Source organism: Oceanobacillus sp. Castelsardo (assembly GCF_001659985.1).
Taxonomy (GTDB): Bacteria; Bacillota; Bacilli; order Bacillales; family Amphibacillaceae; genus Oceanobacillus.
This window is the reverse complement of record NZ_LYCS01000005.1, coordinates 238,448-265,316: the sequence shown is the minus strand read 5'-3', so window position 1 is coordinate 265,316 and position 26,869 is coordinate 238,448. Positions and strand designations below refer to the sequence as shown.

The following is a 26,869-nucleotide window of genomic DNA, read 5'->3' as shown; positions in this document are numbered from 1 at the left end:
ATATATTTAAAAAGTTAGGTTAGTGATGAAAATGCAAAGTATCCTTTTTATCATTTTGAATGATATTGATTTAGGAAATAACAATTCTGGTCCTTCTGTCCGTTCTTTAAGTATATTGAATGAGTTTAAAAAAAAGGGATTAAATATAGATATTATTATGGGGGCAAATCCTAAAGAGAGATTTCTGAAATTCAAGGAATTACCTGTTACTAATAACTATGATTATTGCTATATTGAGTCTAAGGTTGGGGTTACACGTCTCTATGATACATTAATTTTAAAATTAATTAAGAAAAAATTTAATAATGTAAAAACAGGTTTATATTATCGTGATATGTATTGGGCTTATAATATTCAAATTAGTAAAGGTAAATTGAAAAATATTCTAGTGCCAATTGTAAATAAATGGTTTTTAGGATTTTTAAGTAAAAATGTTAACGTGATTTTCGGTCAGAGTAACTCTTTTTGTGAAAAACTGAAGACTTTTACAAGGAATGAATGTGAGGTTAAAGTTCTTCCTCCAGGTTGTGAACAATTACCAGTAAAACAATCAACCAAAAAAGGGGTTGTGTATGTTGGTGAAATTGATCAAGTTTTTAGTGGTATTGAATTGTTAATTGAAGCTATGGAGCTTGTAAATATGAAACAAAGAGTTCCTTTAAATTTAGTGTGTAGGAAAAATGAATATCAATTAAATGATTATCTTCAGAAAGTTAATGCGGAACACGAATGGTTAAATATTTATCATGAAACTAAGGAAACAATATATAAAGTTTACAATAAAAGTAATTTAGCAATAATACCAAGATATAAAGATGAATACACAAAGCTATGTTTACCAATAAAATTATTTGAATATATAACATATGAACTTCCAATAGTAGCTATTAAACATGGTGAAGTAGCCAAGTTTATTGAAGAAAAAAATATTGGAATGACTTGCATTGGAAATCCTAACGAACTTGCAGAGAAAATATTAAAAACTATCAATTTAGATGAACGTGATAAGAAGAGCTTTATAAATAATATTAGAAAATGCAAAAAGGATAATACCTGGAAGGAACGAGTAGAGTTCATAAATGAAACTTTGTATAAGAAGAACACGTAATTAGAAATGTGGACGTGATAATAAATGAAAATCTTACATTATACGCTAGGACTTCCACCATACAGGTCAGGTGGGCTTACAAAATATTCTATTGATCTTATGAAAAATCAAATTACGCAAAATGATAAGGTCTATTTACTATTTCCAGGTCACTTTTTATTGGGGAATAAAACAAAAATCAAATTACATGACATTTTTGAAGGAATTAAAGTCTTTGAGCTTATTAATCCCTTACCAGTCCCCTTAATGGGTGGAATATCAAAACCAAATGAATTTATGAAACCTGTCTCTCCAAAAGATATTTATAAAAAATTTTTGGAAAATATAAATCCTGAAATTATTCATATTCATACCTTTATGGGGATACATCAGGAATTTTTTATTGCAGCGAAAGAATTAAAAATTAAGATGGTTTATACAACCCATGATTATTTCGGAATATCAACTAAACCTAATATTATTGAAGAAAGTGAAGATTATTTTACTTATAGCCATAGCGCATATAGCCTTCCTCTAATTTATTTAATGCAATCTAAGTTATATCGGATTACTAAGGATAGTAAACTGACTAAAAGGTTGCGAAGTTATAAAAAGGGGAATATTAAAGTTCAAGAGGAAAAAAATGGGACAAATGTTCACATAAAAGATAAAGATTTATCCGTACAATATAAAAAATTAAAAGACTATTATTATAAAATGTTAAATAGCATAGATTACTTTTATTTTAATAGTAGTATTGCAAAAGGCGTTTTTGAAAAGTTTATTGATGTAAAAGGTGAAATTGCCCCAGTTACGCACGACGATATTAATGATAATCGAAATCTGAAAACATTTGATACAAAAGCCCCGTTAAAAATCACATTTTTAGGTCCGTTGGAAGAATATAAAGGATTTCCTCTATTAAGAGAGGCATTGAATAATTTATTACAAAGAAACGAAACCAACTGGTATTTAAATATATATGGAAATACAAATGAAACTTTATTGGTTGGTAATGAGAAAAAGTATATTTCATTTCATGGGCGTTATAATCACGAGAAATTAGTGGATATTTTTAATAGTACGGATATTTTGATTGTTCCTAGTGTTTGGAAAGAAACATTTGGTTTTATCGCTCTCGAGGCTTTGTCACACGGCGTTCCCGTACTAATATCTGAGTATGTTGGTTCACAAGATATAATAAGGCATGGAAAAACAGGATTTATTTTTAAGGCTGATTCCGATGAATTAGCGAATTTAATAGGACTGCTGATTAGTAATCGATATATATTACAGGAACTAAACGAAAACATATGTGAAGAGGATTTTCCGTGGACTATGGAAATCCATACGAAACAGATCAAAAGACTTTACGAAAAAATAATAGGAGCAAATTAGATGAAAAACATTTTTATAATCGGCTCAAAGGGAATACCGGCTAAATATGGTGGTTTTGAAACATTTGTTGATGAACTAACGAAAAGAAGAGTCTATAAAGATATCACCTACCATGTATCTTGTATGGCGGACAATAATGATGAATTTTATTATAATAATGCACGTTGTTTTAATGTCAAAGTACCTGAAGTGGGAAGTGCTAAGGCAGTTTTATATGATTTACTAAGTATTAAAGAATGTATTCGATATATAAAAGAAAACCACCTAACTGATAGTATTGTTTATATATTAGCTTGCCGTATAGGGCCCTTCTTTTCTAAATACAAAAGGGACTTAGCAAGTTTAGGTGCACAAGTATTTGTTAATCCAGATGGGCATGAATGGAAAAGAAGTAAATGGAATTTTTGGATTAAACGTTACTGGAAGTTATCTGAACGTTTAATGGTAAAGCATGCTGATTTATTGGTTTGTGATTCAAAAGGAATTGAGTCGTATATTCATGAAGATTATTCTAATTATAATCCAAAAACGACTTTTATCGCATATGGGGCGGATGTAACAAAATCACAATTAAATCAGAACGATGAGAAGTTAGTTAGTTGGTATCAGGAACATGATACTAAACCGGGTGAATACTATTTAATTGTTGGGCGTTTTGTACCTGAAAATAATTATGAACTTATGATACGGGAATATATGTTATCCAAATCAAATAAGGATTTAATAATTATTTCGAATGTTGAGCAAAATGATTTCTACAAAGAGTTACTATTAAAGACAAAGTTTGATCAAGATCCACGTATAAAATTTGTAGGTACTGTTTATGATCAAGAATTACTAAGAAAAATAAGAGAACTTGCCTATGGGTATTTTCATGGCCATGAAGTAGGTGGAACGAATCCATCTTTACTTGAAGCATTAGCTTCTACTAAAGTGAATTTACTTTTGGATGTTGTCTTTAATAAAGAAGTAGGATTAAATGGTGCAGTTTATTTCAACAAGAATAAAGGTAATTTATCTTCTTTAATTAATGATGTTGAGAAATTTGATGATGATAAAATTAAGGATTTAGAGTTTGAAGCACATAAACGAATTTCAGATGAGTATTCTTGGGACAAAATTGTTAATAAGTATGAGATACTCTTTTTAGAAAAAAAATAATTTTGAAATTGGAGGTGATTTTTTGAAAGGAATTATTTTAGCGGGTGGAAGCGGGACGAGACTATACCCAATTACCCGGTCAATATCAAAACAATTAATACCCGTTTACGATAAGCCAATGATTTATTATCCGTTATCTATTTTAATGTTAGCTGGGATTAGAGAAGTACTAATCATCTCAACTCCAAGTGATACCCCACGCTTTGAACAGTTGCTGGGAAATGGATCTGAATTTGGAATTCAAATAAGCTATGCTGTCCAGCCTTCACCTGATGGGTTAGCACAAGCTTTTATTATTGGAGAGGACTTTATTGGTGACGATAATGTTGCACTTATCCTAGGTGACAATATTTTTTATGGTCATGGTTTTACTAACCTATTAAAAAAGGTGGTTTCCAGAGAATCGGGGGCAACCATTTTTGGTTATAATGTAAAAGATCCAGAAAGATTTGGTGTAGTAGAGTTTGATGGGAATGGAAAAGCCGTTTCAATTGAGGAAAAACCGGAAATACCGAAATCCTCTTATGCCGTTACGGGGCTTTATTTTTATGATAATCGAGTTGTAGATATTGCTAAAAGTATAAAGCCATCTGAACGTGGAGAATTAGAAATTACGGCTGTAAATGAAGCTTATTTAAATATGAACGATCTTCATGTTGAATTATTAGGCCGTGGCTTTGCTTGGTTGGATACTGGAACACATGAGTCTTTATTAGAGGCATCTGCATTTATAGAAACGATTGAAAAAAGACAAAGTTTAAAAGTTGCCTGTTTAGAGGAAATAGCTTATCGAAAGGGTTATATTTCAAAAGAACAATTGCTAGATTTGGCTGAGCCGTTAAAGAAAAATGGGTATGGTCAATATTTAATAAGCCTTACTAATCAACTAAAAGTAAATAAAAAGTAAGAAGGTGCAAAACATGGAAGTAATTAATTCAAGACTAAAGGAAGTCTTTGTAATAGAACCAAAAGTATATGGGGATCATCGTGGATGGTTTACTGAGACTTATAGTAAAAAGGTACTTGAAGATTATGGAATAAATACAGAATTTGTTCAGGATAATCACTCTTTTTCAGCAAAGAAGGGTACTTTACGTGGATTACATTATCAAATGGACCCAAAGGCACAAGCAAAACTTGTTAGGTGTACGAAAGGTGCTATTTTTGATGTAGCAGTAGATATCCGTAAAGGAAGCCCTACTTACGGAGAATGGTTTGGAATTGAATTAAGTGCTGAAAACAAAAAGCAATTATTTGTCCCAAAGGGATTTGCACATGGGTTTATGACTTTAACTGATAATGTAGAGGTCCAGTATAAAGTAGATGAAAACTATTCACCAGAAAACGAAAGAAGTATTTTATGGAACGATCCCGTCATAGGTATTAAGTGGCCAATGAATATCAAACCGGTTTTATCTGTGAAAGATGATGCGGCTCCACTACTTGATGATGCTGATAATAATTTCATGAGTGGTGAGTAAATAATGAAGATATTAGTAACAGGATATGGTGGACAACTAGGCTATGATGTAGTCAGAGAAGGTTGTAAACGTGGATTAGATATGCAGGGTACTACATCAAGTGATTTAGATATTACGAGTGAACTTAAGGTGTTAGAATACATCCAAAAAATAAAGCCGGATGCTATTATCCATTGTGCTGCTTATACTGCTGTGGATACTGCTGAGGATAATCAAAAAATTTGCTATGATGTTAATGTGAATGGGACTATGTATCTTGCAAAAGCCGCGAAAGAAGTAAATGCGAAATTTATCTATATTAGTTCGGATTATGTATTTGATGGAAAAGGAGATTTTCCTTTTTCTGAAATAGAATTGCCATCTCCACTTGGGTATTACGGGAAAACGAAATTTCTAGGTGAACAGGTTGTTCAATCATTGTTAGAAAAGCTTTATATTGTTCGTATTTCATGGGTATTTGGAAAAAATGGGAATAACTTTGTTAAGACTATGCTTCGTTTATCGGAAACAAAAGATGAAATAAATGTAGTTGGTGATCAAATTGGGTCCCCTACCTACACATTTGATTTAGCAACTTTGCTAATAGATTTGATTCAAAGTGACAAATTTGGAATTTACCATGCTACTAATGAAGGATTTTGTAGCTGGGCAGATTTTGCAAGGGAAATCTTTAGGCAGGCTAATGTTGATGTAAGAGTAAATTCTATAACTACAGATGAATATCCAACACGTGCAGTCCGACCAAAGAATTCTAGAATGTCTAAAGCAAAGCTTGTAGAAAATGGTTTTACTCCTTTGCCAGTTTGGGAGGATGCGGTTAAAAGGTATATTCAGGTATTAAAAGCAGAGGTGAAATAGATGACAAAGAAGAAAATTCTTGTAACTGGTGGAGCTGGTTTCATAGGTGGAAACTTTGTTCAATATATGGTTGATAAATATCCAAGCTATAATATTTATAATCTAGATTTGTTGACCTATGCCGGAGATTTGGCAAAGCATCATGAAATTGAAAAAAAAGAAAATTACCATTTTTTAAAGGCAGACATTGCAGATCGGGAGGCAATAATTCCTCTATTTGAAAAAGAAAAATTTGATTATGTAGTTCATTTTGCCGCTGAAAGCCATGTGGATCGTTCAATTACAGATCCTGGAGTATTTGTTCGTACGAATATATTAGGAACACAAGTATTATTGGATGCAGCCAAGGAAGTCGGCATTTCTAAATTTATACATGTATCAACTGATGAGGTTTATGGTGAATTAGATTTTGATCCAACAACCTTTTTCTCAGAAGAAACACCATTACAACCAAATAGTCCGTATAGTGCAAGTAAAGCATCTTCCGACTTATTAGTTCGTGCATACCATGAAACATATGGATTACCAATCAATATTACACGTTGTTCAAATAACTATGGGCCATATCACTTTCCTGAGAAGTTGATACCACTTACTATTTCTAGAGTATTAAATGATGAAAAAGTACCAGTTTATGGAGATGGCGGAAATATTCGCGATTGGTTACACGTTATGGATCATTGTGCTGCTATTGATTTAGTCATGCACGAAGGTGTTAATGGTGATGTATATAATGTTGGTGGTCATAATGAACGCACAAATCTAGAGGTTGTTAAAACTATTATCAATGCTTTAGATAAATCGGAGGATTTAATAGAATTTGTCAAAGATCGATTAGGACATGATAAACGTTATGCAATTGATCCTACTAAATTAGAACGATTAGGTTGGAACCCAAATTATACTTTTGAAACAGGAATCTCTCAAACCATTCAATGGTATCTTGACAATAAAGAATGGTGGGAACAAATTATAAGTGGAGAATATAAAAAATACTTTGAAAGGAACTATTCCTTAAAATAAGTTTGATATTCTTTAGAAAATTGCTATTTGAAATTTTGACCAAAAATTAATTCAAAGTTGGTAGATATAGATGAAAAAAAAAGTAATGGTGGTTTTTGGAACGAGGCCAGAAGCTATAAAAATGTGCCCCTTAGTTAAAGAACTAAAATTCCGGGATAAACTGGAAACTATTGTTTGTGTTACAGGGCAGCATAGAGAAATGTTAGATCAAGTTTTGCAAGCTTTTGATGTTGTTCCAGATTATGATTTATCAATCATGAAGGCAAAGCAGACATTATTTGATGTAACAATAAATATTTTAGAAAAAATGAAGGTTGTATTAGATGAAGTCAAACCGGATGTAGTCCTAGTGCATGGTGATACCTCTACAACTTTTGTAACATCACTAGCATGTTTTTATTTACAAATTCCAGTTGGTCATGTTGAGGCGGGGCTAAGGACTTATAATATTTATTCTCCATATCCTGAGGAATTTAATCGACAGGCTGTGGGAATAATGGCGAAATATAACTTTTCTCCAACAGAGATGTCTAAAGAAAATCTTTTGAAAGAAGGAAAAGATCCTTCTACTATTTATGTGACAGGTAATACTGCTATTGATGCTCTTAAAACAACAGTTAGAAATGATTACTCACATAAAGAATTAGAATGGGCACAAGATAGTAAACTCATAATGATAACGGCTCACAGAAGAGAGAATTTAGGTGAACCGATGAGGAATATGTTTAAAGCTATCAAGAGAATTGTTGATGAGCACATGGATATTAAGGTTATTTACCCTATTCACATGAATCCAGCAGTGAGAGAGGCTGCAAATGAGATTTTAGGAAATTGTGATAGAATTAGGATAATTGAGCCTTTAGAGGTTTTGGATTTTCATAATTTTTTATCAAGTTCTTACTTGATATTAACTGATAGCGGGGGTATTCAGGAAGAAGCACCAAGCTTAGGTAAGCCAGTTTTAGTTATGCGTGATACAACAGAACGCCCAGAGGGCGTAGCTGCTGGAACATTAAAATTAGTTGGAACAAATGAGGAAAATATTTACAATACATTTAAAGTACTTCTTGAAGATAAGGTAGAGTATGAAAATATGAGTAAAGCAAGTAATCCTTATGGTGACGGATTTGCTAGCAAGAGAATAGCCGATGTCTTAGAACTTTAAAAGGGTTATAGTAATTAAAATTATATTAATATAATTTTAAGGGAGTTAAATAGTTCACACCTATTATTAGGATTGTGAACTATTTTGTTTTGCATATATGCTCTATCCAACTTATTAATTTTAGATTATAATGTGGTTTGTATAAAATTTTAATATAGGGAAGATGAGAATGTCTACTAAAGGAAGGAATAAAATGGAAAAACCTCTTTGGAAGAAAATAAGTTTAATTGTTTTATCAATCGTTTTGGTCCTTATTATAGGTGTTGGTGCATATACCTTCTCCATTTTTAGTCATGCCAAACAAGTAGTAAATGATAACATGCAAGAAACGGTTACTAATATAGACAAAAAGGTAGTTAAACAGAAAGTGAATGATAGGCAATCACTTAATATACTCCTTCTTGGCGTTGATAAACGTGGCGGTGATAGAGGACGTTCGGATGCTTTAATGGTACTATCCCTTGATCCAAAGAATGATAGAATGCAGCTCGTGAGTATTCCAAGGGACACTCGTACTTTGATAGTAGGAAAAGGGACTGAAGATAAAATTAATCATGCATATGCCTTTGGTGGAGCAGATATGTCCATAGCAACGGTAGAAAACCTTCTAGATATCGAACTAGATTATTTTGTCCAGATTAACATGGAGGGATTAGCAGATCTAGTTGATTTATTAGGTGGTATTACGGTTGAAAATGAGTTAGACTGGGTGGATACAGGATACTATCAAAAGGGTTATCATTATGAGAAAGGACAAATTCAATTGGACGGTCCGCAAGCGATGGGATTTATTCGTATGAGATATCAAGATCCTAAGGGTGATTTTGGTAGAACAGAGAGACAACGTAAAGTGATTGCTGCTATTTTAGATAAAGGTGTCAATATTGGGGCTGTAAATAAAATCAAAGGTGCAATCAACGTACTAGGTAATAATATGACTACCAATATGGATTTTGATGACATGCAGGATTTATTATTTAATTATGCTAGTGTTCGCCATAATAGTGAAAGTTATATGATGCAAGGTAGTGGAACTAAAATTGATGGGGTATATTATTATCTTGTTCCAGAAGAGGAAGTTATGAAAGTTCATGGAATGATTGAAGACATGGAATCTTGATGTGAAATCCATATTAAATGTTTCTGTAGGAAATGAAAAAAGAAAGACAGTAATGCTTCGAAGCCTACTGCCTTTCTTTTTTCATTTATTTCAATTCTTTTTCAACTCGATCCATGACTGCGCGCGGAGTTCTGATAAAGCATTCTTACTTGCGTCAAGCGATTCACCTTTTATACCAAAGTAAAATTTAATTTTTGGTTCAGTACCGGATGGACGTAGGCAGAACCATGATCCGTCTTCAATCTTATATTTTAATACATTCGATTTTGAAAGAGGTATCGTTTGTTCTTTGTCGTCACTGGAGGTTAGTGTAAGAAAAAATCAATCCATATTCAATGTTAATTGGTAAGCCATAATATGGAACTCTAAAGGAAAGCCCCTCAACCGTCAGTTCTATATGTTGTCCCCTTAATTCGAAGGGCTTCATACCAGAGAAACTATCTTGCTTTAAATTAATCTCTGAATCAGTAATACTTATCTCTACTGGACCATTCTTCCATACATGGTGAGGGTCAAATTCGATTGAAAACGTCACCACTAATTTTACTTAATCGAAAATAAAACTTGTTATAGCTCTTAAATCTAAACATTACATGTTGTTTGTCATCTGATAGTTTGCATCTACTAACACAGATGTTCCCCTAAATGCGCTTGGAAGAACTTTTCTAATATCTATGCCATATTACCTTAACTCTGTTTCTGTAGTTTTAATTTCATTAATGAAATTAGAGGAAAATTCCTCCAGCAAATCTGTAGAGATGGTAACCCTGTCAGACCCAGTCGTCCTATTCCTCCTAAATTTCAGGCCAATGGGTCAGACCCCCATCACGTTAATGTGCTAAAGTGCACAGAGTGGGATTGGGGAATTGATGTTTTTGTCATAATATGTCAAAAATTAGCAGATTGTGATACAGTAAATATATGATAAAATAAAGTAGCAACTGAATATTGTGAGGGTGGTTGGTATTAAACTGGCACCTATGTCAAGGACACTCTAAAAAAGAGGGTTAAGCAGCTAGAAGATGATTCTATATTTAATAGGGGTCATCTTCTTTAAATTCCATTGATAACGACAATTGTTATAATTATTTTTGCCTTTAATTGGTATCGTAACGATAGGAGTGTTCCCGAAAGCAAGTAGGGGCAAAGTGTTTATCAAAACCAAGCATCTCTAATTCATTTCGCTTATTATAAGCGATGGAAGTACACCTCCAGTCTTTTGGGATGTTTTAGACGACTACCATTATACAAGATTGGGGAGGTACTTCCTTTTTCATGTCTTAAAAGCCTTGGCCTGTATGGGCTGGGAATTGTGAAATTTACTCAATTAAATATGAAAAATTGATTTCAGGGTCAGATCCCCACTGCTTTAAAGCGTTAAAGTGAAAAGATGAAGTGAATATGTTTGTGAAGCACGGGTACGGTTCTTTTGCTTCCATCCGAACGTCCTGCTATGTGAAGCAGTGATCAGTTATGTTACAACAGGGATTTTGGGGTCAGTGCTATTGGTGTCTTGAACAGATAAGTTAACCATATAATTCAGCTTACTTTTAATATATTTATAGAAATTATTTAGTAATACTGCTAATATTATAATGTGTGTATAGCACACAGTAACTACATAAAGCGGATGGGCGGTTGGCACTCCCTTATGAAAGGGGGTGTTTAAATGGTGACTTACGAAGCAATGGATATGCTATTTCAATTTGGAATCTTTCTAGCAACAGGATTATCAGTTGTTATAGCAATTATCACACTTGTCACCAATAGAAAAAAGAAGTAAGCTGCCCTATCCACTGCCAAGATTAGGGTAGTTACTTCTTTGCACAAACTACAATATCTGGTCAGCCGCTTATCATGCGGCATGTAGTTGCTTCGGCTGAGTGTTAGTAGCACTCAGCCATTTTTATTATTATAATTACATTTATTTATATTATACATGATTTCTTTTAGTGTATGCAATAGTTTAGTGTTTTTTGAGGATCTGATTAGACCCCCACTGCGTTAATGTGCATGGAAACATTATTTGGCAGAGAATAAAGTATATACTTTATTCTCTTGCATAAGTGCAACTAAGGCATTCGCCTAAAAGATTGGCAAACGCCAAGTTTTCTGAAATTTCTACGAGAAGTTCTGAAAGGATTTGTGCGTGAAGTAAGCGCCTATTTCTTTCGGAAGAATATACTAGAAAACAAGAAAACCACCCCGCGCCGTCCAAAGCAAAGGGGTGGTTCTCATAAATAAATCAAACATTTAAGACAGCCACCACCCTGACGGTAGAGGTTGCAGGGAGAAGCGCTCAAACGCATCTCTCTTTATTATATTCTTATTATACATCAATTAAACCTTGAAATAAAGAAGTGGGGCTTTTTTGGTGGCTTACAATGCAATGGGTATGCAATTTCAATTTGGTGTTTTTCTTGTTACAGGTTTAACGGGAGGGTGATTACTTTAGAGTCACCTCCGTTTTAAAAGAAACAGATGAGTTCAAACAAACGTTTGATCTAAACAACTATCTTCTGCTTCATCCGACATTTCCCGGGAAATAGTGCGGAAAATTATTGTTTGATTTCGACTTAGTTCGGGAAGTTGTATCACGTTTTTAAAGAGGTGCAAAAATCATTTATACATATACTTCATTTATGAAAGTAGTAATTTATTATAATTTGGTTGAGTACTCCTCATATGGGATGAACAACCAATTCTTTAAATATATTTAATGCAAAAAAGCTCATTTCTACAAATCAAACTCCCCAAAACACACAAAAATCACTTTTCCACTATTACAAAGTAACAAAAACGAATCCCAAAACATTCTATTTTCACATTTTAGCCTTTTGACAAACCAATAGCTTTTCAGTACCTTTTATCTAACAAAGAAGACAAAGGAGAAGGGTAAATGGCAACCGTTGTATCAAGTATTGGTTTGAAAGGTATTGAAGGCTATCGTGTTCATGTAGAGGTGCAGCTACTTCCGGGAGATGGGGTAAGTATTGTCGGGTTGCCCGATGCTTCAGTGAAGGAATCAAAGGACAGGGTTATGGGTGCCCTTTATGCAAATGATTGCGAGATTTTAGATAGGAAGATTATTATTAATTTATCTCCTGCTGAACAGAAGAAAAATAGCCCTATTTTTGACCTTGCTATGGCAATTGCCGTGATGAAGGAAGCGGATGAAGTCAAAGATGAGATACCTAATAATGCTGCGTTTTTAGGAGTATTATCTCTTGATGGGACTATAAGATCTGTAGAAGGGATGCTTCCGGCCATTATGGCTGCTAGAAAAGAAGGGTTTGAGATTTTATATTTACCTAGAATACAAGATGTTCCATTAGAAACAATAGATGGTTTGGAATTTCGATTTGTTGAAACACTTCAAGAAGTAATCGATTCCTTTTCCGGCCAATTATCAGCCTTTTCAATACAAACTAAATCCTTACAAGAACCTATAGAATTACCACCACCAACCTATGATAAAGACTTCAAACATATATTAGGACACAAACAAGCAAAAAGGGCATTAGAAATAGCTGCTGCAGGTGGACATAATGTGCTGATGGTTGGTCCTCCAGGCTGTGGGAAGAGTTTGTTGTCAGAAACATTCCCATCGATTTTACCACCACTAAAACAAGAAGGCCGTTTTGAGGTAATGAGTATTTATCAACTAGCTGGGATAAACCAGCAAAATGTATCTGCTCCACCTTACAGATCGCCGCATCATTCAGCATCTGCAGTCTCACTTATTGGTGGTGGAACCAATCCAAAGCCAGGTGAAGTATCGCTTGCACATCGGGGTGTTCTTTTTTTGGATGAAATGGCGGAATTTCCAAAAAGAACATTAGATATGCTTCGTCAACCAATGGAAACTGGCAAGGTAACGATTAGTCGTGCTGCCTCTACGGTAACGTATCCTGCTCAATTTTTGCTTATTGGTGCCATGAATCCCTGTCCTTGTGGATATATTGGTTCCAGGAATTATTATTGTACCTGTACACCAAAACAAGTGATGGCGTATAATAATCGCATCTCCGGTCCAATCCAAGATAGAATGGATATTTTATTGAAACTTGATACCGTATCATTGGAGAATGAATCCTTTGTAGATAATGAGACATCTGAAGTCATTCGAGAAAGGGTAATAAAGGCCCGAGAAACACAGTATCAAAGGTATGGGGAAGTGATAAGTAATGCTATCGTTCCAAATGAGAAGTTGTTAACTTATACTATATTAACGGACGAACAAGAGAAGATGATGCGCAGTTGGGCAAGCAAATACAACTGGAGCACAAGAGTGCAAATGAAAATAAGAAGACTTGCTCGTACGATTTCTGATTTAAACGGTGATGAGAACATTACCAATCAATCTATTTGGGAAGCAGTTACAATGCGGCGTACTCAAGCTAGGCATCAGCAAAAAGGAATGGTGAATTAATCATGGCGAGGAAATTACGCGTATGGTATCCGGGTGCCATGTATCATATCACAAGTCGTGGCAACCGAAGAGCAGCCCTTTTCTATGATGATTCCGATAAGCAATCCTACTTAGATATTCTGGAAGAAGCTAGGTTTTATTATCCTTTCCACCTCCATGCGTATTGCCTTATGACTAATCATATTCATTTGCAACTAGAAACCATCGACCATCATCCACAGCATATTATGAAAATGTTGAATTCTAGATATGCGCTTTATTTCAATAAGAGGCATCGTCTTGTTGGACATGTTTTTCAAGGGCGTTATGGTGCGGAATTAATTGAAACAGTTGATTACCAATTGGAGGTAAGTAGATACATTCATCTGAATCCGATAGAAGCGGAGATGGTTAGTAAGCCAGAAGATTATCCTTGGAGCAGTTATCGTGCTTATATATCCGGGATTAAGAATTCACATGTAACAACTGGTAAAATTTTAAGTTATTTTAAGGAACCGGTGAAGGAGAAGTATCGGAAGTTTGTGGAGGGAAATTTATGCGAGGTAATCACAGAGCATCGTGGTAAAATAGAAAGTATAGAAATTGAAATAGGGGGAAATTAAATTGCTTAATATGATTAGATGGGAAAAAATATTAAATGAAACAAGACCTAAATACAGAGATAAAAAAACAAAGGAAATGAATAATACAGGTACAAAGGATATATATTCTATTGTTGATCATCGAAATGAATTCGAACGTGACTACGATAGGATTATGAGTTCTTCATCATTAAGAAGATTACAGGATAAGGCTCAGGTGTTTCCTTTGCAGTCAAATGACTTTATTCGAACAAGACTAACGCACTCCATGGAAGTTTCAGCTATAGCAAGATCATTTGGCGTTTGGATTGAAAAATATTTAACAAAAAGTAAGAGGGGGAATTTAGCTGGTAACGATAATGGGAAAATTCCAGCTATGCTTGCTACAGCGGGATTAGTACATGATATTGGTAATCCCCCATTTGGTCATTATGGTGAAGATGTAATTAAAAAGTGGTTTCATGAATTTTTTGAAGCAAATCCATCTATTAATCTAACAACGGAAGAGAAAAACGACTTTCGGCATTTTGATGGTAATGCTCAAGGATTAAGGGTTCTCACGCGGTTGCAATTCCTTAATGACCAATATGGAATTAATTTTACTTATGGAACTCTATCAATTTTATTAAAGTATCCTTGGGATTCTTCAAGTAATATCAAGAAGGATAAGTTCGGGTATTTTCAACAGGATAAGGAATTAGCTGAAGAAATAATGCAACAAACTGTTGGGATACCTTTCGTTAGAAATCCACTAACATACTTTTTGGAAGCATCCGATGATATCGCATATTTGGGTTCTGATATTGAGGATGGGGTGAAAAAAGGAATAATACCATGGGAAGAAGTTTTTGAAAAAGATATTTTAATGGGCGATATCTATAAATTATATAAAAGGGAAATAGAACAGCATAAACTTATTCAAAAGCATAAGAAAGCTAAAGATAACCAATTTCCAGATTATCTGTTAACAAGTGTTCAAAACTTTAAGGTATGGGCCCAGGGGCAGATGATTCGTGAAGTGAAAGAAGTATTTATAAAGAATTATAAGGAGATAATGAATGGAACTTATGATAAGGGGGACCTATTGGAGAGTACGGATAGGGCATATCAATTAAATAATTTATTACGCGAATTGATGGGAAAACATATTTATCCAAACAATGAGGTATTGTCTCTAGAACTTGTTGGTGATTCAGTTATTACGGAGTTACTTAATGCTTTTGTTAAGGATTGTATTCTTCATGATGGTGAATTTAAACCCAGGGAGAAACCTGGAAAATTATTAAATATTATCTCTGGTAATTTTAGATTTGTTCATCAACTTAATGATGATGTTAATAATCCAAGAAGAGTAAAAGAAATTGAAGAATTAGATGATTATTCTAGACTTTTGCTTGTGACGGATTATATTTCCGGTATGACGGATTCATTTGCTCTAGATTTGCATCAAAAATTAAAAGGTGTTAAAATGCCTTAAAGAACCTTAAAGGGGTGGATAAGTAATATGCCTATTCATCATACAAATTTAAAGAAAAGGTTTGAAGAAATCTTCCAAGAACGTCTAGAGGCTAAAAAGCTCTTAAGCGACTTAGAAAATAATGGTGAATTATTATTATTTGGTGGCTGTATCCGAGACTATCTAGATCATGAGTTTGAACAAATTCCTAGAGATTTTGATATAGTTTTAAATGATATGTTTATTGATATCGATACAATTTTACAAATGAATAAATTCAGTTATAGGAGAAATAAATTTAGTGGATATAAAGTGTTTGTAGATGACATTGTATTTGATATATGGGATATAAGAAATACTTGGGCTTTTAAAGAGGATAAATTAAGTTATACTGAAGTTTCGGATTTGAATAAAACTGTTTTTCTAAATATAGATAGTATCTTTTACAATCTAAATGATTGTCAACTATATGATAATGGATTCAAGGATGCGTTATCAAACCAAGAATTAGATATTGTGTTAGCTGACAATCCATTTCCAGAACTAAATTTGGTAAGAGCTTTTAGGTATAGTGAAAAATATAAACTGAAATTTTCTACTAAGCTTGAACTTTTTATTAAAAAATTAATAAGCAGCCAATATGATAGTAAAAGTAATGCAAGTAGAACACTTATGGATATTGAAAATAAACGTTACGGTACGGTACAAATTGACTGGGATAAAGAACTAAGTAGGTATATAAATAAAGCAGAAGGGCAATTTGTTTTTGCTTAAATATTTTTGTCAAAGGGAGTAAAACTTAGGTTTACTCTCTTTTTTTGTCCAAAAAGTATGGAATCTAGTGTCAGACCTCAACCATGTTAATTTACTAGAATGCGCAAACGAAAAAGTATTTTTATAATCGACCTTTTCCTAGGGCTCTATGCGGATACGGTGTCAGTCCCACTACTTCCTAGATACGGCAATTTGGTGCAGGATGTTGTTTCTCTATTAAATTTCTTGGGGTGTTATTATACAAATATGTCTTTTTATTTATCTATTTAGTATATAATAAATTTGTAGTTATAAGAAAAAAGGGGTGGGATTATGCAAAGTGGTTCGAATAATAAGCCAGTTGCTATAAGAATAGAAAATTCAAAGGGCGGATATATTGGAAGAAACAAAATAATTGGTTTTGAAAAGGCCATTGAAGTGATTAATTCTGACGATATTGATATCGTTGATAATCTTATTAAGGGTGAAATCGTAAATGATCCAGAGGAATTCATTAAATTCTTAAGAGAAGATAAGTATGTGATGGAACAAATACAAGGGGCTAAGAAGGGTAATACTAAATCAAAAGCTTTCCTAAAAGCTATTGGAGAAAAAATAATTGTTGAATCTGTAGGATTTAGCTATAAAGCATTTCTATTAGCACATGGTATTGAAATATAGAAGGTGAACGGATTTTAGGGTCGGATTTTAGGGTCGGATTTTAGGGTCAGACCCCCATCACGTTAATGTGCTAAAGTGCACAAAAAGGGAAATGTGTTATTGGATGGATTTGTCATAATATGTCGAAAATTAGTATAATATAATATAGTGAGAATATGGTAAAATAAAGTGGTAACTGAATATTGTGAGGGTGGTTGGTTGTCTCTCTTCTTTCCTTATTGGAAAGGAGGTGATAATTATGGAAACATTTCTTGAATTTCTACGGGAAGTTCTGAAAGGCATTGTACGAGAATCAAGTGCTTTTTTCTTTCGGAAAAACATACTAGAAAACAAGAAAACCACCCAACGCCGTCGTAAGCTAAAGGGAGGTTCTCAAGATAAGCATTAAATATTATTGACAACCACCACCCTGACGGTAGAAGTTGCAGGGAGAAGCGCACAAACGCTTCTCTTTTTATTATATTCTTATTATACATGAAATAAACCTTTAAATAAACCTTGAGGATTAAAGTGACCGATTTAAGTGTCAGACCCCCACCACGTTAATGTGCTAAAGCACAACAGGTTAAATAGAAGAAAAAATCACTGAGAGAAACCCGGCTTTTGAAGAAACAAATAAGTTAAAACAAACGTTTGGTCTAAACGACTATCTTCTATTTCATCCGACATTTCCCGGGAAATATCAAGGGAGATTATCGAGTAATTCAGACTTAGTTCGACGAATTTTATCACGTTTTTTATGGAGTGAATTAATCATTTATATATATATCATTTGTGAAAGTAATAATTTTTTATCGTTTGATGTTGAGCCTTCACATATATAATCAATTCTCCAAATTACATTTAGTGAAAAAACCTATTTCTGCAATTCAAACTCCACGAAACATACAGAATTTAATTAACCGCTATTCCAAAACAGCAAAAACCAATCCCAAAACATCCTATTTTCGCATTTTAGCCTTTTGACAGAATCATAGATTTTCAGTACCTTTTATATAAATAAGTTGACAAAGGGTAAGGTAAATGGCAACCGTTGTATCAAGCATTGGTTTGAAAGGAATGGAAGGCTATCAGGTCCAAGTTGAAGTACAACTGCTTCCTGGTGATGGGGTAAGTATTGTTGGTCTACCAGATGCTTCAGTGAAGGAGTCGAAGGATAGGGTGATGGGTGCCCTTTATGCGAATGGTTGTGAGGTTTTAGATAAGAAGATTATTATTAATTTATCACCTGCTGAACAGAAGAAAAATAGCCCTATTTTTGACCTTGCCATGGCAATTGCGGTGATGAAGGAAGCGAATGAAATAAAAGATAACATACCGGAAATTGCAGCGTTTTTAGGAGTATTGTCTCTAGATGGGTCTATTAAACCCGTAGAAGGAATGCTGCCAGCTATTATGGCCGCTAGAAAAGAAGGGTTTAAAATTTTATATTTACCTAGATTAGAAGACATTCCAATTGAAACAGTGAATGGGTTAGAATTTCGATTTGTTCAAACCCTTCAGGAGGTAATTGAATCATTTTCTGGTCAAATTTCTGCTTTTTCATTACCGATTAAATCTTCACAAAAACCTATAGAACTTCCACCGCCTACCTATGATAAAGATTTCAAACATGTATTGGGACACAAACAAGCGAAAAGGGCATTGGAAATAGCTGCCGCAGGAGGGCATAATGTACTTATGGTAGGCCCGCCAGGTTGTGGTAAAAGTTTACTTTCAGAAACATTTCCATCGATTTTACCACCACTAAAACAAGAAAGCCGTTTTGAGGTAATGAGTATTTATCAACTAGCTGGAATAAGCCAGCAGAATGTATCTGCCCCACCTTACAGGTCTCCACACCATTCTGCATCTGCCGTCTCACTAATTGGTGGTGGAACTAATCCAAAGCCAGGTGAAGTATCACTTGCCCATCGAGGGGTTCTTTTTCTGGATGAAATGGCGGAGTTTCCTAAGCGAACATTGGACATGCTACGTCAACCAATAGAAACAGGCAAGGTCACGATTAGTCGTGCAGCCTCCACTGTAACCTATCCGGCGCAGTTTCTATTAATTGGCGCCATGAATCCCTGTCCTTGTGGCTATATGGGTTCCAGGAATTATTATTGCACCTGTACGCCAAAACAAGTGACGGCGTATAATAATCGCATTTCCGGTCCAATCCAAGATAGAATGGATATTTTATTGAAACTGGAAACTGTATCACTAGAGAATGAATCCACAGCAGATAATGAAACATCTGAAATCATTCGGGGGCGGATAATAAAAGCTAGAGAAGTGCAGTATCAAAGGTATGGAGAAGAAATAAGTAATGCCATAGTTCCGAATGAGAAATTATTAGAATGTACCATTTTAACGGAAGAACAAGAGAAGATGATGCGTAGCTGGGCGAGCAAATACAATTGGAGTACAAGAGTGCAAATGAAAATAAGAAGACTTGCACGTACAATTTCAGATTTGAACGGGGATGAAAACATCACCAATCAATCTATTTGGGAAGCAGTTACCATAAGACGTACGCAAAGCCTGCGTCAACCAAGAGGAATGGTGAAATAATCCATGGCAAGAAAATTACGTGTATGGTACCCCGGCGCGATGTATCACATTACAAGTCGCGGTAACCGAAGAGCGGCACTTTTCTATGATGATTCCGATAAGCAATTTTATTTAGACATTCTGGAAGTAGCTAGGTTTTATTATCCCTTTCATCTCCATGCATATTGCCTCATGCAAACCATATTCACCTTCAGTTAGAAACTATTGATCACCATCCACAGCATATTATAAAAATGTTAAATTCTAGATATGCACTTTATTTCAATAAGAGGCATCGTCTCGTTGGACATGTTTTTCAAGGGCGATACGGTGCGGAAATAATTGAAACAGTAGATTATCAATTAGAAGTTAGTAGGTATATTCATCTAAATCCACTGGAGGCAGAGATGGTGAGTAAGCCGGAAGACTATCCATGGAGTAGCTACTCTGCTTACATTTTAGGGATTCAGAATTCACATGTAACTACGGGGAAAATATTAGGCTATTTCAAGAATTCTAAAAGGGATAAGTATCGGAGGTTTGTAGAAGGGAGATAGAAGAATACTTACCTCGGCAAACCTATAAGTAATCATTTTTTGAGAAGCACGGGGACGATTCTCATGCTTCTTTTTGCATCAAAACTTAGGGGCTGAAAGGATCTGTGCGTGAAATTAGCGTCTATTACTTTCGGAAAAGCATTTTGAAAAACAAGAAAACCACCCTGCACCATTGCGAACATAAGGGTGGTTTTCAATATAAATAACTTTTATTGACAACCACTACCCTGACAGTAGAGGTTGTGGGAGAAGTACTACTAGTACTTCTCCCTTTCTCTATATCCATTGGACATAAATTTATTCCAAATTTCTATACATTAAAAATTGATGTGACCGTTGCGCACATTAAATACCAACTTTTATATATAGAATTTAGTTACCCTATGTCCCTATTTCCCCTAAATCAAATTTAAAATCACGACGAACATTAAGTTCTTGGCTTCCTTATTGAATTAGATTATTCTAAATGTAATAAAAAGAGAAAGGTGTGAGGATATGGCAACAGTTATATCTAGCATTGGTCTAAAAGGAATGGAAGGTTATCGTGTTCAAGTAGAAGTACAACAACTCCCAGGAGTGGAAGGTATTAGTATTGTTGGTCTTCCAGATGCTTCTGTAAAGGAGTCGAAGGATCGGGTGATGGCGGCTCTTTATTTGAATGATTGCCAGATATTAGATAAGAAAATTATTATTAACCTTTCACCAGCTGAACAGAAAAAGAACAGTCCGATTTTTGATTTAGCAATGGCAATTGGCATAATGAAAGAGGCTAAGGAAATCAAGCATCCAATTCCAAAAGATACTGCTTTTTTAGGAGTAATATCATTGGATGGGTCCATTAAGCCTGTGGAGGGTATGCTACCTGCGATTATTGCCGCTAAAAAAGAGGGATTTAAAATCTTGTACTTACCACCTTTGGAAAATTCCCCACTATCACATATAGAAGGGCTGGAAATCCGATTTGTTGAAACACTTCATGACGTTATTGAATCTTTTTCTGGTCAATTAAATTCTTCTTTTATTACTTCTAATCACACCCCTGAAACTCCAGAGATTACTAACCCTACCTATGATAAGGACTTCAAACATGTATTCACAAAAAGTTAAAGCGTCCGTTTAGCGACGTACGAAGGTGAAGGAAGTTGTGCTAGTCGCTGGACACTGGAGCTAGATTGGGACATAAGCAAGCAAAAAGGGCATTAGAAATCGCTGCAGCTGGTGGTCATAATGTATTGATGGTTGGACCACCTGATGTGGAAAAAGCTTACTAGCTGAAACAATTCCATCTATATTACCACCATTAAAACAAGAGAGCAGCTTTGATGTCATGAGTATTTACCAATTAGCGGGCATTACCAATACAAACTATCATATCCCGCCATTCAGAGACCCCCACCATTCTTCATCAGCCGTTTCCCTAATTGGGGGTGGAACAAATCCAAAGCCAGGGGAGGTATCACTTGCTCATCGTGGAGTACTTTTCCTCGATGAAATGGCTGAATTCCCGAAACGTACGTTGGACATGCTGAGGCAACCATTAGAAACGGGAAAGGTAACCATCAGCCGTGCAGCTTCTACAGTGACTTATCCAGCACAATTTCTATTAATAGCAGCTATGAATCCTTGCCCAAGTGGTTATTTAGGTTCTAGATACCGTTATTGTACCTGTTCACCCAAGCCGATTCTTGCATACAATAATCGTGTATCTGGACCAATAGAGGATCGGATTGATATTTTATTAACACTAGACACTGTTTCATTTGATAACGAATCAACCAATCATAATGAAAACTCTTTTGATATACGAAATCGTGTTGTTGAAGCGCGTGAAAGGCAATACACTCGGTTTGGTTCTGAAATCTATAATGCGATAGTATCCAACAAGCTGTTGTCACAGTGCTGTCAACTGAAAGAGGAGCAGCAGAAGATGATTCAGCAATGGGCAAGTAAATACCATTGGAGTACGAGGGTACAAATGAAAATTCTGCGTTTAGCTAGAACAATATCTGACTTAAGTGGTCATGAAGCAATTACCAATGAATCTATCTGGGAAGCTGTCACAATGCGTCGAACAAATTCTACGAAAAGGAAGAAGGGAATCGTGGGAGACCATTAAATTGGGTCTAGGGGAGAGAATCAATCTATAGATGGAATGAATCACAGAGGAGTGGTGATTAATGCCCCGTAAAGCAAGGGTGAGAAGTAAGAGCGGTATATACCATATTATACTTCGGGGTGCTAACAGACAAGAAATATTTCATGATGAGGAGGACTCTATGAGGTTCCTTCAAACGATTGAAAAGTATAAAGCCAAATCGGAAATGAATATTTTCGCTTGGTGTTTGATGAGTAACCATGTACATTTATTAATAAAAGAGGGTAATGAAAATATTTCGATTACCATGAAACGAATAGGTGTCAGTTTTGTCTCATATTATAACTGGAAGTACAGAACAATAGGTCATCTTTTTCAAGATAGGTTCAAAAGTGAAAATGTGGAAACAAAACAGTATCTATTAACAGTAACACGATATATTCACCAAAACCCTGTCAAGGCAGGAATTGTAGGTCGTGTTGTTGAATGGAAGTGGAGTAGTTGTCTTTGTTATTATGATAAAGATTATTTTCCCAATCATTTATTGGATAAGGATTTCATATTAGGGATGTTTTCTGTAGATAGAAAGACAACAAAAGAAAGGTTTCGATTATTAATGAGGAACGAAATAATGATCAATGTTTAGATGATTATGTTATTAAAAGACGAATGACAGACGAAGAGCGAGATAAAAAATCAAGCATTGCTAGGTTCAATTGAAATCGCACAGGTTAAGAGTTTGTCTAAAGTAAAAGGAAATGAAATCTTGCGAAAAGTAAAAAGGATTGATGGCTTATCACAGCGCCAGGCTGCAAGAATTTTGGTGTTTCTGAGAATCTAGTTTTTAAAGCGTAGCCGATCTTGGGTTTCTTAGGTGGGCGAGGAAAAAGTTGTGAATTGCAAACATCCTTTCTTCAATAAAAAAGGAATGTAATGTACCTTTACAGAATAATTGTGCCAATGCGTTTTCTTTTATCGATATGGTATAATGACGGCAAGGAAGGTGATCATAGTGGATTATATTACTAAGGAAACGTTAGATAAATATTTGAAGGATAAATCGATAATTGAATTAAAGGACTTTGCAGAGCTTTTTGAAAAGGAATTCGGAATAGTTATTCCTTTCAGGAGAAATGTCGATTATGAAAAACTAACGGAAGACCAAAAATGTAAAATAACCAAAGTGATTTTTTCGAATGAAGATGTATTGGAACAACTCCGTAAAGCATCAACTGAACGTGATTATGTAGAAAATGATGAAGAAGCAATACAGATTATAAGAGAGGCTAAAAATGGCCAATAAGTATTCTGTCAAATGGGAGAGGTCGGCATTACGTCAGTTGGGTCAACTTTACAATATAGATCATGAGAGGGTCTACAAGGCTTCCAAATTAATATTATCTCGCGACCCTTTTGGTCAATCTTATGGTTCTGCGGACTATCCCAACTTTAAATTTAATGGATATCATTGGTCGTATATCCATAATACTATAGTATTGTATAGGATTTCTGGACATGAAGCAGCTGTTTTTATTGAGGCTTGTTACCATGCAAATACGGGTTGGGCACTAAAAGTATTTTACGGTGAGCATGATCCCTTTATAAAGTAAATGTGCTAACATCGTCTCCATACCAAGAACATTCTTACCTCTATTTTTCATTCATCAATATTTCCTCATTAAAACGGGATACGCCAAGGTGTCAGCCACCCGACTAGACGTTAATGTGCTAAATTACACAATAGCGACTGAAGTTATTAACTATATAATTGTTAACATAAGGAGTGGAATACTTTGCATATAACAAGCAAAGTATTCCACTTTTATATTCTATACCTTTATGGAGTTTTTTAGTTAATATCTAAATGAGAGTTGGGGGAAGATACCAATTAACTGCTAAATTCTATAAACAGACGCATCTGGTTTTAGGGTCAGTACCCCACCACGTTAATGTGCCGCTGCTATATAAGATTAAAAAGGGAAAATAATTACTACACAGGAACCATGGTTATTTAGAAACAGGGTAAATTAAAACGGACGTTTGATCTAAACAACGAACTTCTACTTCATCCGATATTTTCCGGGAAATATCGCGGAAGATTTTAGAGTAATTCCGACTTAGTTCGGGAATTTGTAACATGCTTTTTAAGTAAAATAGAATTATTATTCATACCTATAATTTATTTTGTGAATGCATTTTGCAATTCTATATTTCTAATGCAAAAAAACCCGTTATTACAATCCAAACCCCCAAAAACACACAAAAATCACTTTTCCACTATTATAAAGTAATAAAAACGAATCCCGAAACATCCTATTTTCACATTTTAGCCTTTTGACAGAATCATAGATTTTCAGTACCTTTTATCTAAATAAGTTGACAAAGGGGTAAGGTAAATGGCGACCGTTGTATCAAGTATTGGTTTGAAAGGTATTGAAGGCTATCGTGTTCATGTAGAGGTGCAGCTACTTCCGGGAGATGGGGTAAGTATTGTCGGGTTACCCGATGCTTCAGTAAAGGAATCAAAGGATAGGGTGATGGGTGCCCTTTATGCAAATGATTGTGAGATTTTAGATAGGAAGATTATTATTAATTTATCCCCTGCTGAACAGAAGAAAAATAGCCCTATTTTTGACCTTGCTATGGCTATTGCAGTAATGAAAGAAGCGAAAGAGATAAAAGAGGAGATACCTAATAAAGCTGCATTTTTAGGAGTATTATCCCTTGATGGAACCATTAGAACTGTTGAAGGCATGTTACCGGCGATAATGGCTGCTAGAAATGAAGGTTTTGAGATTTTATATTTACCTAGATTACAAGATATTCCTTTTGAAACAATAGATGGTTTAGAATTGCGATTTGTTGAAACGCTTCAGGAGGTAATTGAATCATTTTCGGGCCAAATTTCCGCATTCTCATTACCTACTAAATCCCCGGAAAAAACTTTAGAAATATCACCACCTACCTATGATAAAGATTTCAAACATATATTGGGACACAAACAAGCGAAACGGGCATTGGAAATAGCTACTGCAGGTGGGCATAATGTACTAATGGTAGGTCCACCTGGTTGTGGAAAGAGCTTATTGTCAGAAACATTCCCATCCATATTGCCACCATTGAAATTAGAAAGCCGTTTTGAGGTAATGAGCATTTATCAATTGGCAGGAATTAGTCAGCAGAATGTATCTGCTCCGCCTTACAGGTCGCCGCACCATTCAGCATCAGCTGTCTCGCTAATAGGTGGTGGCACCAATCCGAAACCAGGTGAAGTGTCCCTTGCACACCGAGGAGTTCTTTTTCTGGATGAGATGGCGGAGTTTCCTAAGCGAACACTAGATATGCTACGTCAACCAATAGAAACAGGAAAGGTCACGATTAGTCGTGCAGCCTCCACTGTAACCTATCCGGCGCAGTTTCTATTAATTGGCGCCATGAATCCCTGTCCCTGTGGCTATATGGGTTCCAGAAATTATTATTGCACCTGTACGCCAAAACAAGTGACGGCTTATAGTAATCGTGTTTCCGGTCCAATCCAAGATAGAATGGATATTTTATTGAAACTTGAAACGGTAACACTTGAGAACGAATCCTCGGCAGATAATGAAACAACCGAAATTATTCGGGAGCGGGTAATAAAAGCTAGAGAAGTGCAGAATCAAAGGTATGGAGAAGAAATAAGTAATGCTATAGTTCCGAATGAGAAAATATTGGAATGTACCATTTTAACGGATGAACAAGAGAAAATGATGCGTAGCTGGGCGAGTAAATACAATTGGAGTACAAGAGTGCAAATGAAAATAAGAAGACTTGCACGTACGATTTCAGATCTGAACGGAGATGAAAATATCACCAATCAATCTATTTGGGAGGCAGTTACCATAAGACGTACGCAAAGCCTACATCAACCAAAAGGAATGGTGAAATAGTCATGGCTAGAAAATTACGTGTATGGTATCCTGGTGCGATGTATCACATTACAAGTCGTGGCAACCGAAGAGCAGCACTTTTCTATGATGAATCCGATAAACAATCCTATCTAAAAATTTTGGAAGAGGCTAGGTTTTATTATCCTTTTCACCTCCATGCGTATTGCCTTATGACTAACCATATTCATTTGCAACTAGAAACCGTTGACCATCATCCACAGCACATCATGAAAATGTTGAACTCTAGATACGCACTTTATTTCAATAAAAGGCATCGTCTTGTTGGACATGTCTTTCAAGGGCGATACGGTGCGGAATTATTTGAAACAGTAGATTATCAGTTAGAAGTTAGTAGGTATATTCATTTGAATCCGATAGAAGCAGAGATGGTAACTAAACCGAAAGATTATGTTTGGAGTAGTTATGGTGCTTATATTTCTGATTTAAAGAATCAGCATGTAACAACAGAGAAAATTTTAGGACATTTTAAAGTGCCGAGGAAGGAGAAGTATCGGAAGTTTGTAGAAGGAGATTAGGATTTTGAGGCAACCATAATT

General features: G+C 35.0%; 25 protein-coding genes and 2 pseudogenes. 26 read left to right on the top strand and 1 reads right to left on the bottom strand.

Annotation, left to right across the window (positions count from 1 at the left end):
- Window positions 1-25 precede the first annotated feature (25 nt).
- From A9178_RS11210 to A9178_RS11170, 9 genes are all read left to right on the top strand, one after another.
- Complete coding sequence (locus A9178_RS11210) at window positions 26-1,108, top strand: glycosyltransferase (RefSeq protein ID WP_082918177.1); 1,083 nt, start codon at window positions 26-28, stop codon at window positions 1,106-1,108.
- Window positions 1,109-1,207: 99 nt separating this feature from the next.
- Window positions 1,208-2,485: a glycosyltransferase gene (locus A9178_RS11205; RefSeq protein WP_197482185.1), complete on the top strand. Its 1,278-nt coding sequence runs from the start codon at window positions 1,208-1,210 to the stop codon at window positions 2,483-2,485.
- Window positions 2,486-3,646 carry a beta 1-4 rhamnosyltransferase Cps2T gene (gene cps2T / locus A9178_RS11200; protein WP_068675275.1) on the top strand — a complete coding sequence of 387 codons (1,161 nt, stop codon included), beginning with the start codon at window positions 2,486-2,488 and terminating at the stop codon, window positions 3,644-3,646. It begins immediately after the preceding gene.
- Between the two features lie 22 nt (window positions 3,647-3,668).
- A complete protein-coding gene (gene rfbA, locus A9178_RS11195) occupies window positions 3,669-4,553 on the top strand; it encodes a glucose-1-phosphate thymidylyltransferase RfbA (RefSeq protein WP_068675273.1) in 885 nt (294 codons plus the stop codon).
- Window positions 4,554-4,566: 13 nt separating this feature from the next.
- Window positions 4,567-5,127: a dTDP-4-dehydrorhamnose 3,5-epimerase gene (gene rfbC, locus A9178_RS11190; protein WP_068675271.1), complete on the top strand. Its 561-nt coding sequence runs from the start codon at window positions 4,567-4,569 to the stop codon at window positions 5,125-5,127.
- Between the two features lie 3 nt (window positions 5,128-5,130).
- Window positions 5,131-5,985, top strand: a complete 855-nt coding sequence (rfbD, locus tag A9178_RS11185; protein WP_068675269.1) for a dTDP-4-dehydrorhamnose reductase — start codon at window positions 5,131-5,133, stop codon at window positions 5,983-5,985.
- Window positions 5,986-7,008, top strand: coding sequence for a dTDP-glucose 4,6-dehydratase (rfbB, locus tag A9178_RS11180; RefSeq protein WP_068675267.1), 1,023 nt, complete (start codon window positions 5,986-5,988; stop codon window positions 7,006-7,008). It abuts the gene before it with no gap.
- Window positions 7,009-7,078: 70 nt separating this feature from the next.
- Window positions 7,079-8,173, top strand: a complete 1,095-nt coding sequence (gene wecB, locus A9178_RS11175; protein WP_068675265.1) for a non-hydrolyzing UDP-N-acetylglucosamine 2-epimerase — start codon at window positions 7,079-7,081, stop codon at window positions 8,171-8,173.
- A gap of 193 nt (window positions 8,174-8,366) precedes the next feature.
- On the top strand, window positions 8,367-9,293 hold the full coding sequence (locus A9178_RS11170; RefSeq protein WP_231889831.1) for an LCP family glycopolymer transferase: 927 nt from the start codon (window positions 8,367-8,369) through the stop codon (window positions 9,291-9,293).
- Window positions 9,294-9,383: 90 nt separating this feature from the next.
- On the opposite strand, the pseudogene A9178_RS18670 reads toward A9178_RS11170, so the two are convergent.
- Window positions 9,384-9,593 (bottom strand): annotated as a pseudogene (locus tag A9178_RS18670) (hypothetical protein); the annotation flags it as partial.
- Between the two features lie 1,369 nt (window positions 9,594-10,962).
- Here A9178_RS18670 and A9178_RS19350 point away from each other — a divergent pair.
- The 17 genes and pseudogenes from A9178_RS19350 to A9178_RS11105 all read left to right on the top strand — a co-directional run bounded on the left by A9178_RS19350 (window position 10,963) and on the right by A9178_RS11105 (window position 26,848).
- Window positions 10,963-11,076 carry a putative holin-like toxin gene (locus A9178_RS19350; RefSeq protein ID WP_231889830.1) on the top strand — a complete coding sequence of 38 codons (114 nt, stop codon included), beginning with the start codon at window positions 10,963-10,965 and terminating at the stop codon, window positions 11,074-11,076.
- A gap of 1,116 nt (window positions 11,077-12,192) precedes the next feature.
- Complete coding sequence (locus A9178_RS11165; protein WP_068675261.1) at window positions 12,193-13,725, top strand: YifB family Mg chelatase-like AAA ATPase; 1,533 nt, start codon at window positions 12,193-12,195, stop codon at window positions 13,723-13,725.
- 2 nt (window positions 13,726-13,727) lie between these two features.
- Complete coding sequence (locus A9178_RS11160; RefSeq protein WP_231889829.1) at window positions 13,728-14,327, top strand: transposase; 600 nt, start codon at window positions 13,728-13,730, stop codon at window positions 14,325-14,327.
- Window positions 14,328-14,337: 10 nt separating this feature from the next.
- Window positions 14,338-15,783 carry a dGTP triphosphohydrolase gene (gene dgt, locus A9178_RS11155; RefSeq protein ID WP_156520763.1) on the top strand — a complete coding sequence of 482 codons (1,446 nt, stop codon included), beginning with the start codon at window positions 14,338-14,340 and terminating at the stop codon, window positions 15,781-15,783.
- Between the two features lie 27 nt (window positions 15,784-15,810).
- Window positions 15,811-16,536 (top strand): nucleotidyltransferase family protein, encoded by a 726-nt coding sequence (locus A9178_RS11150; protein WP_068675259.1) that lies wholly within the window; start codon window positions 15,811-15,813, stop codon window positions 16,534-16,536.
- Between the two features lie 312 nt (window positions 16,537-16,848).
- Window positions 16,849-17,196 carry a hypothetical protein gene (locus A9178_RS11145; RefSeq protein WP_068675257.1) on the top strand — a complete coding sequence of 116 codons (348 nt, stop codon included), beginning with the start codon at window positions 16,849-16,851 and terminating at the stop codon, window positions 17,194-17,196.
- Window positions 17,197-17,434: 238 nt separating this feature from the next.
- Window positions 17,435-17,584, top strand: a complete 150-nt coding sequence (locus A9178_RS19170; protein ID WP_197482184.1) for a hypothetical protein — start codon at window positions 17,435-17,437, stop codon at window positions 17,582-17,584.
- Between the two features lie 635 nt (window positions 17,585-18,219).
- Entirely contained in the window at window positions 18,220-19,752 is a 1,533-nt protein-coding gene (locus tag A9178_RS11140) for a YifB family Mg chelatase-like AAA ATPase (RefSeq protein WP_068675255.1), read from the top strand.
- A 233-nt stretch (window positions 19,753-19,985) separates the two neighbouring features.
- Window positions 19,986-20,288 (top strand): hypothetical protein, encoded by a 303-nt coding sequence (locus A9178_RS19345; protein WP_231889828.1) that lies wholly within the window; start codon window positions 19,986-19,988, stop codon window positions 20,286-20,288.
- Between the two features lie 495 nt (window positions 20,289-20,783).
- Window positions 20,784-21,395 (top strand): magnesium chelatase domain-containing protein, encoded by a 612-nt coding sequence (locus A9178_RS19690; protein ID WP_082918175.1) that lies wholly within the window; start codon window positions 20,784-20,786, stop codon window positions 21,393-21,395.
- A gap of 65 nt (window positions 21,396-21,460) precedes the next feature.
- Window positions 21,461-21,987: pseudogene (locus A9178_RS19685) on the top strand (ATP-binding protein); the annotation flags it as partial.
- Window positions 21,970-22,404: a magnesium chelatase subunit ChlI family protein gene (locus A9178_RS19680; RefSeq protein WP_369801975.1), complete on the top strand. Its 435-nt coding sequence runs from the start codon at window positions 21,970-21,972 to the stop codon at window positions 22,402-22,404. The pseudogene A9178_RS19685 and the gene A9178_RS19680, both read left to right, overlap by 18 nt.
- A gap of 61 nt (window positions 22,405-22,465) precedes the next feature.
- Window positions 22,466-23,029, top strand: coding sequence for an REP-associated tyrosine transposase (locus tag A9178_RS11125; protein WP_231889827.1), 564 nt, complete (start codon window positions 22,466-22,468; stop codon window positions 23,027-23,029).
- Between the two features lie 366 nt (window positions 23,030-23,395).
- On the top strand, window positions 23,396-23,686 hold the full coding sequence (locus tag A9178_RS11120) for a hypothetical protein (RefSeq protein WP_068675253.1): 291 nt from the start codon (window positions 23,396-23,398) through the stop codon (window positions 23,684-23,686).
- On the top strand, window positions 23,676-23,993 hold the full coding sequence (locus A9178_RS11115) for a hypothetical protein (RefSeq protein WP_068675251.1): 318 nt from the start codon (window positions 23,676-23,678) through the stop codon (window positions 23,991-23,993). The genes A9178_RS11120 and A9178_RS11115 overlap by 11 nt, the downstream gene beginning before the upstream one ends.
- 786 nt (window positions 23,994-24,779) lie before the next feature.
- Window positions 24,780-26,312, top strand: coding sequence for a YifB family Mg chelatase-like AAA ATPase (locus A9178_RS11110; RefSeq protein ID WP_068675249.1), 1,533 nt, complete (start codon window positions 24,780-24,782; stop codon window positions 26,310-26,312).
- Between the two features lie 2 nt (window positions 26,313-26,314).
- A complete protein-coding gene (locus A9178_RS11105; protein WP_068675247.1) occupies window positions 26,315-26,848 on the top strand; it encodes a transposase in 534 nt (177 codons plus the stop codon).
- The last annotated feature ends 21 nt before the right edge of the window (window positions 26,849-26,869 follow it).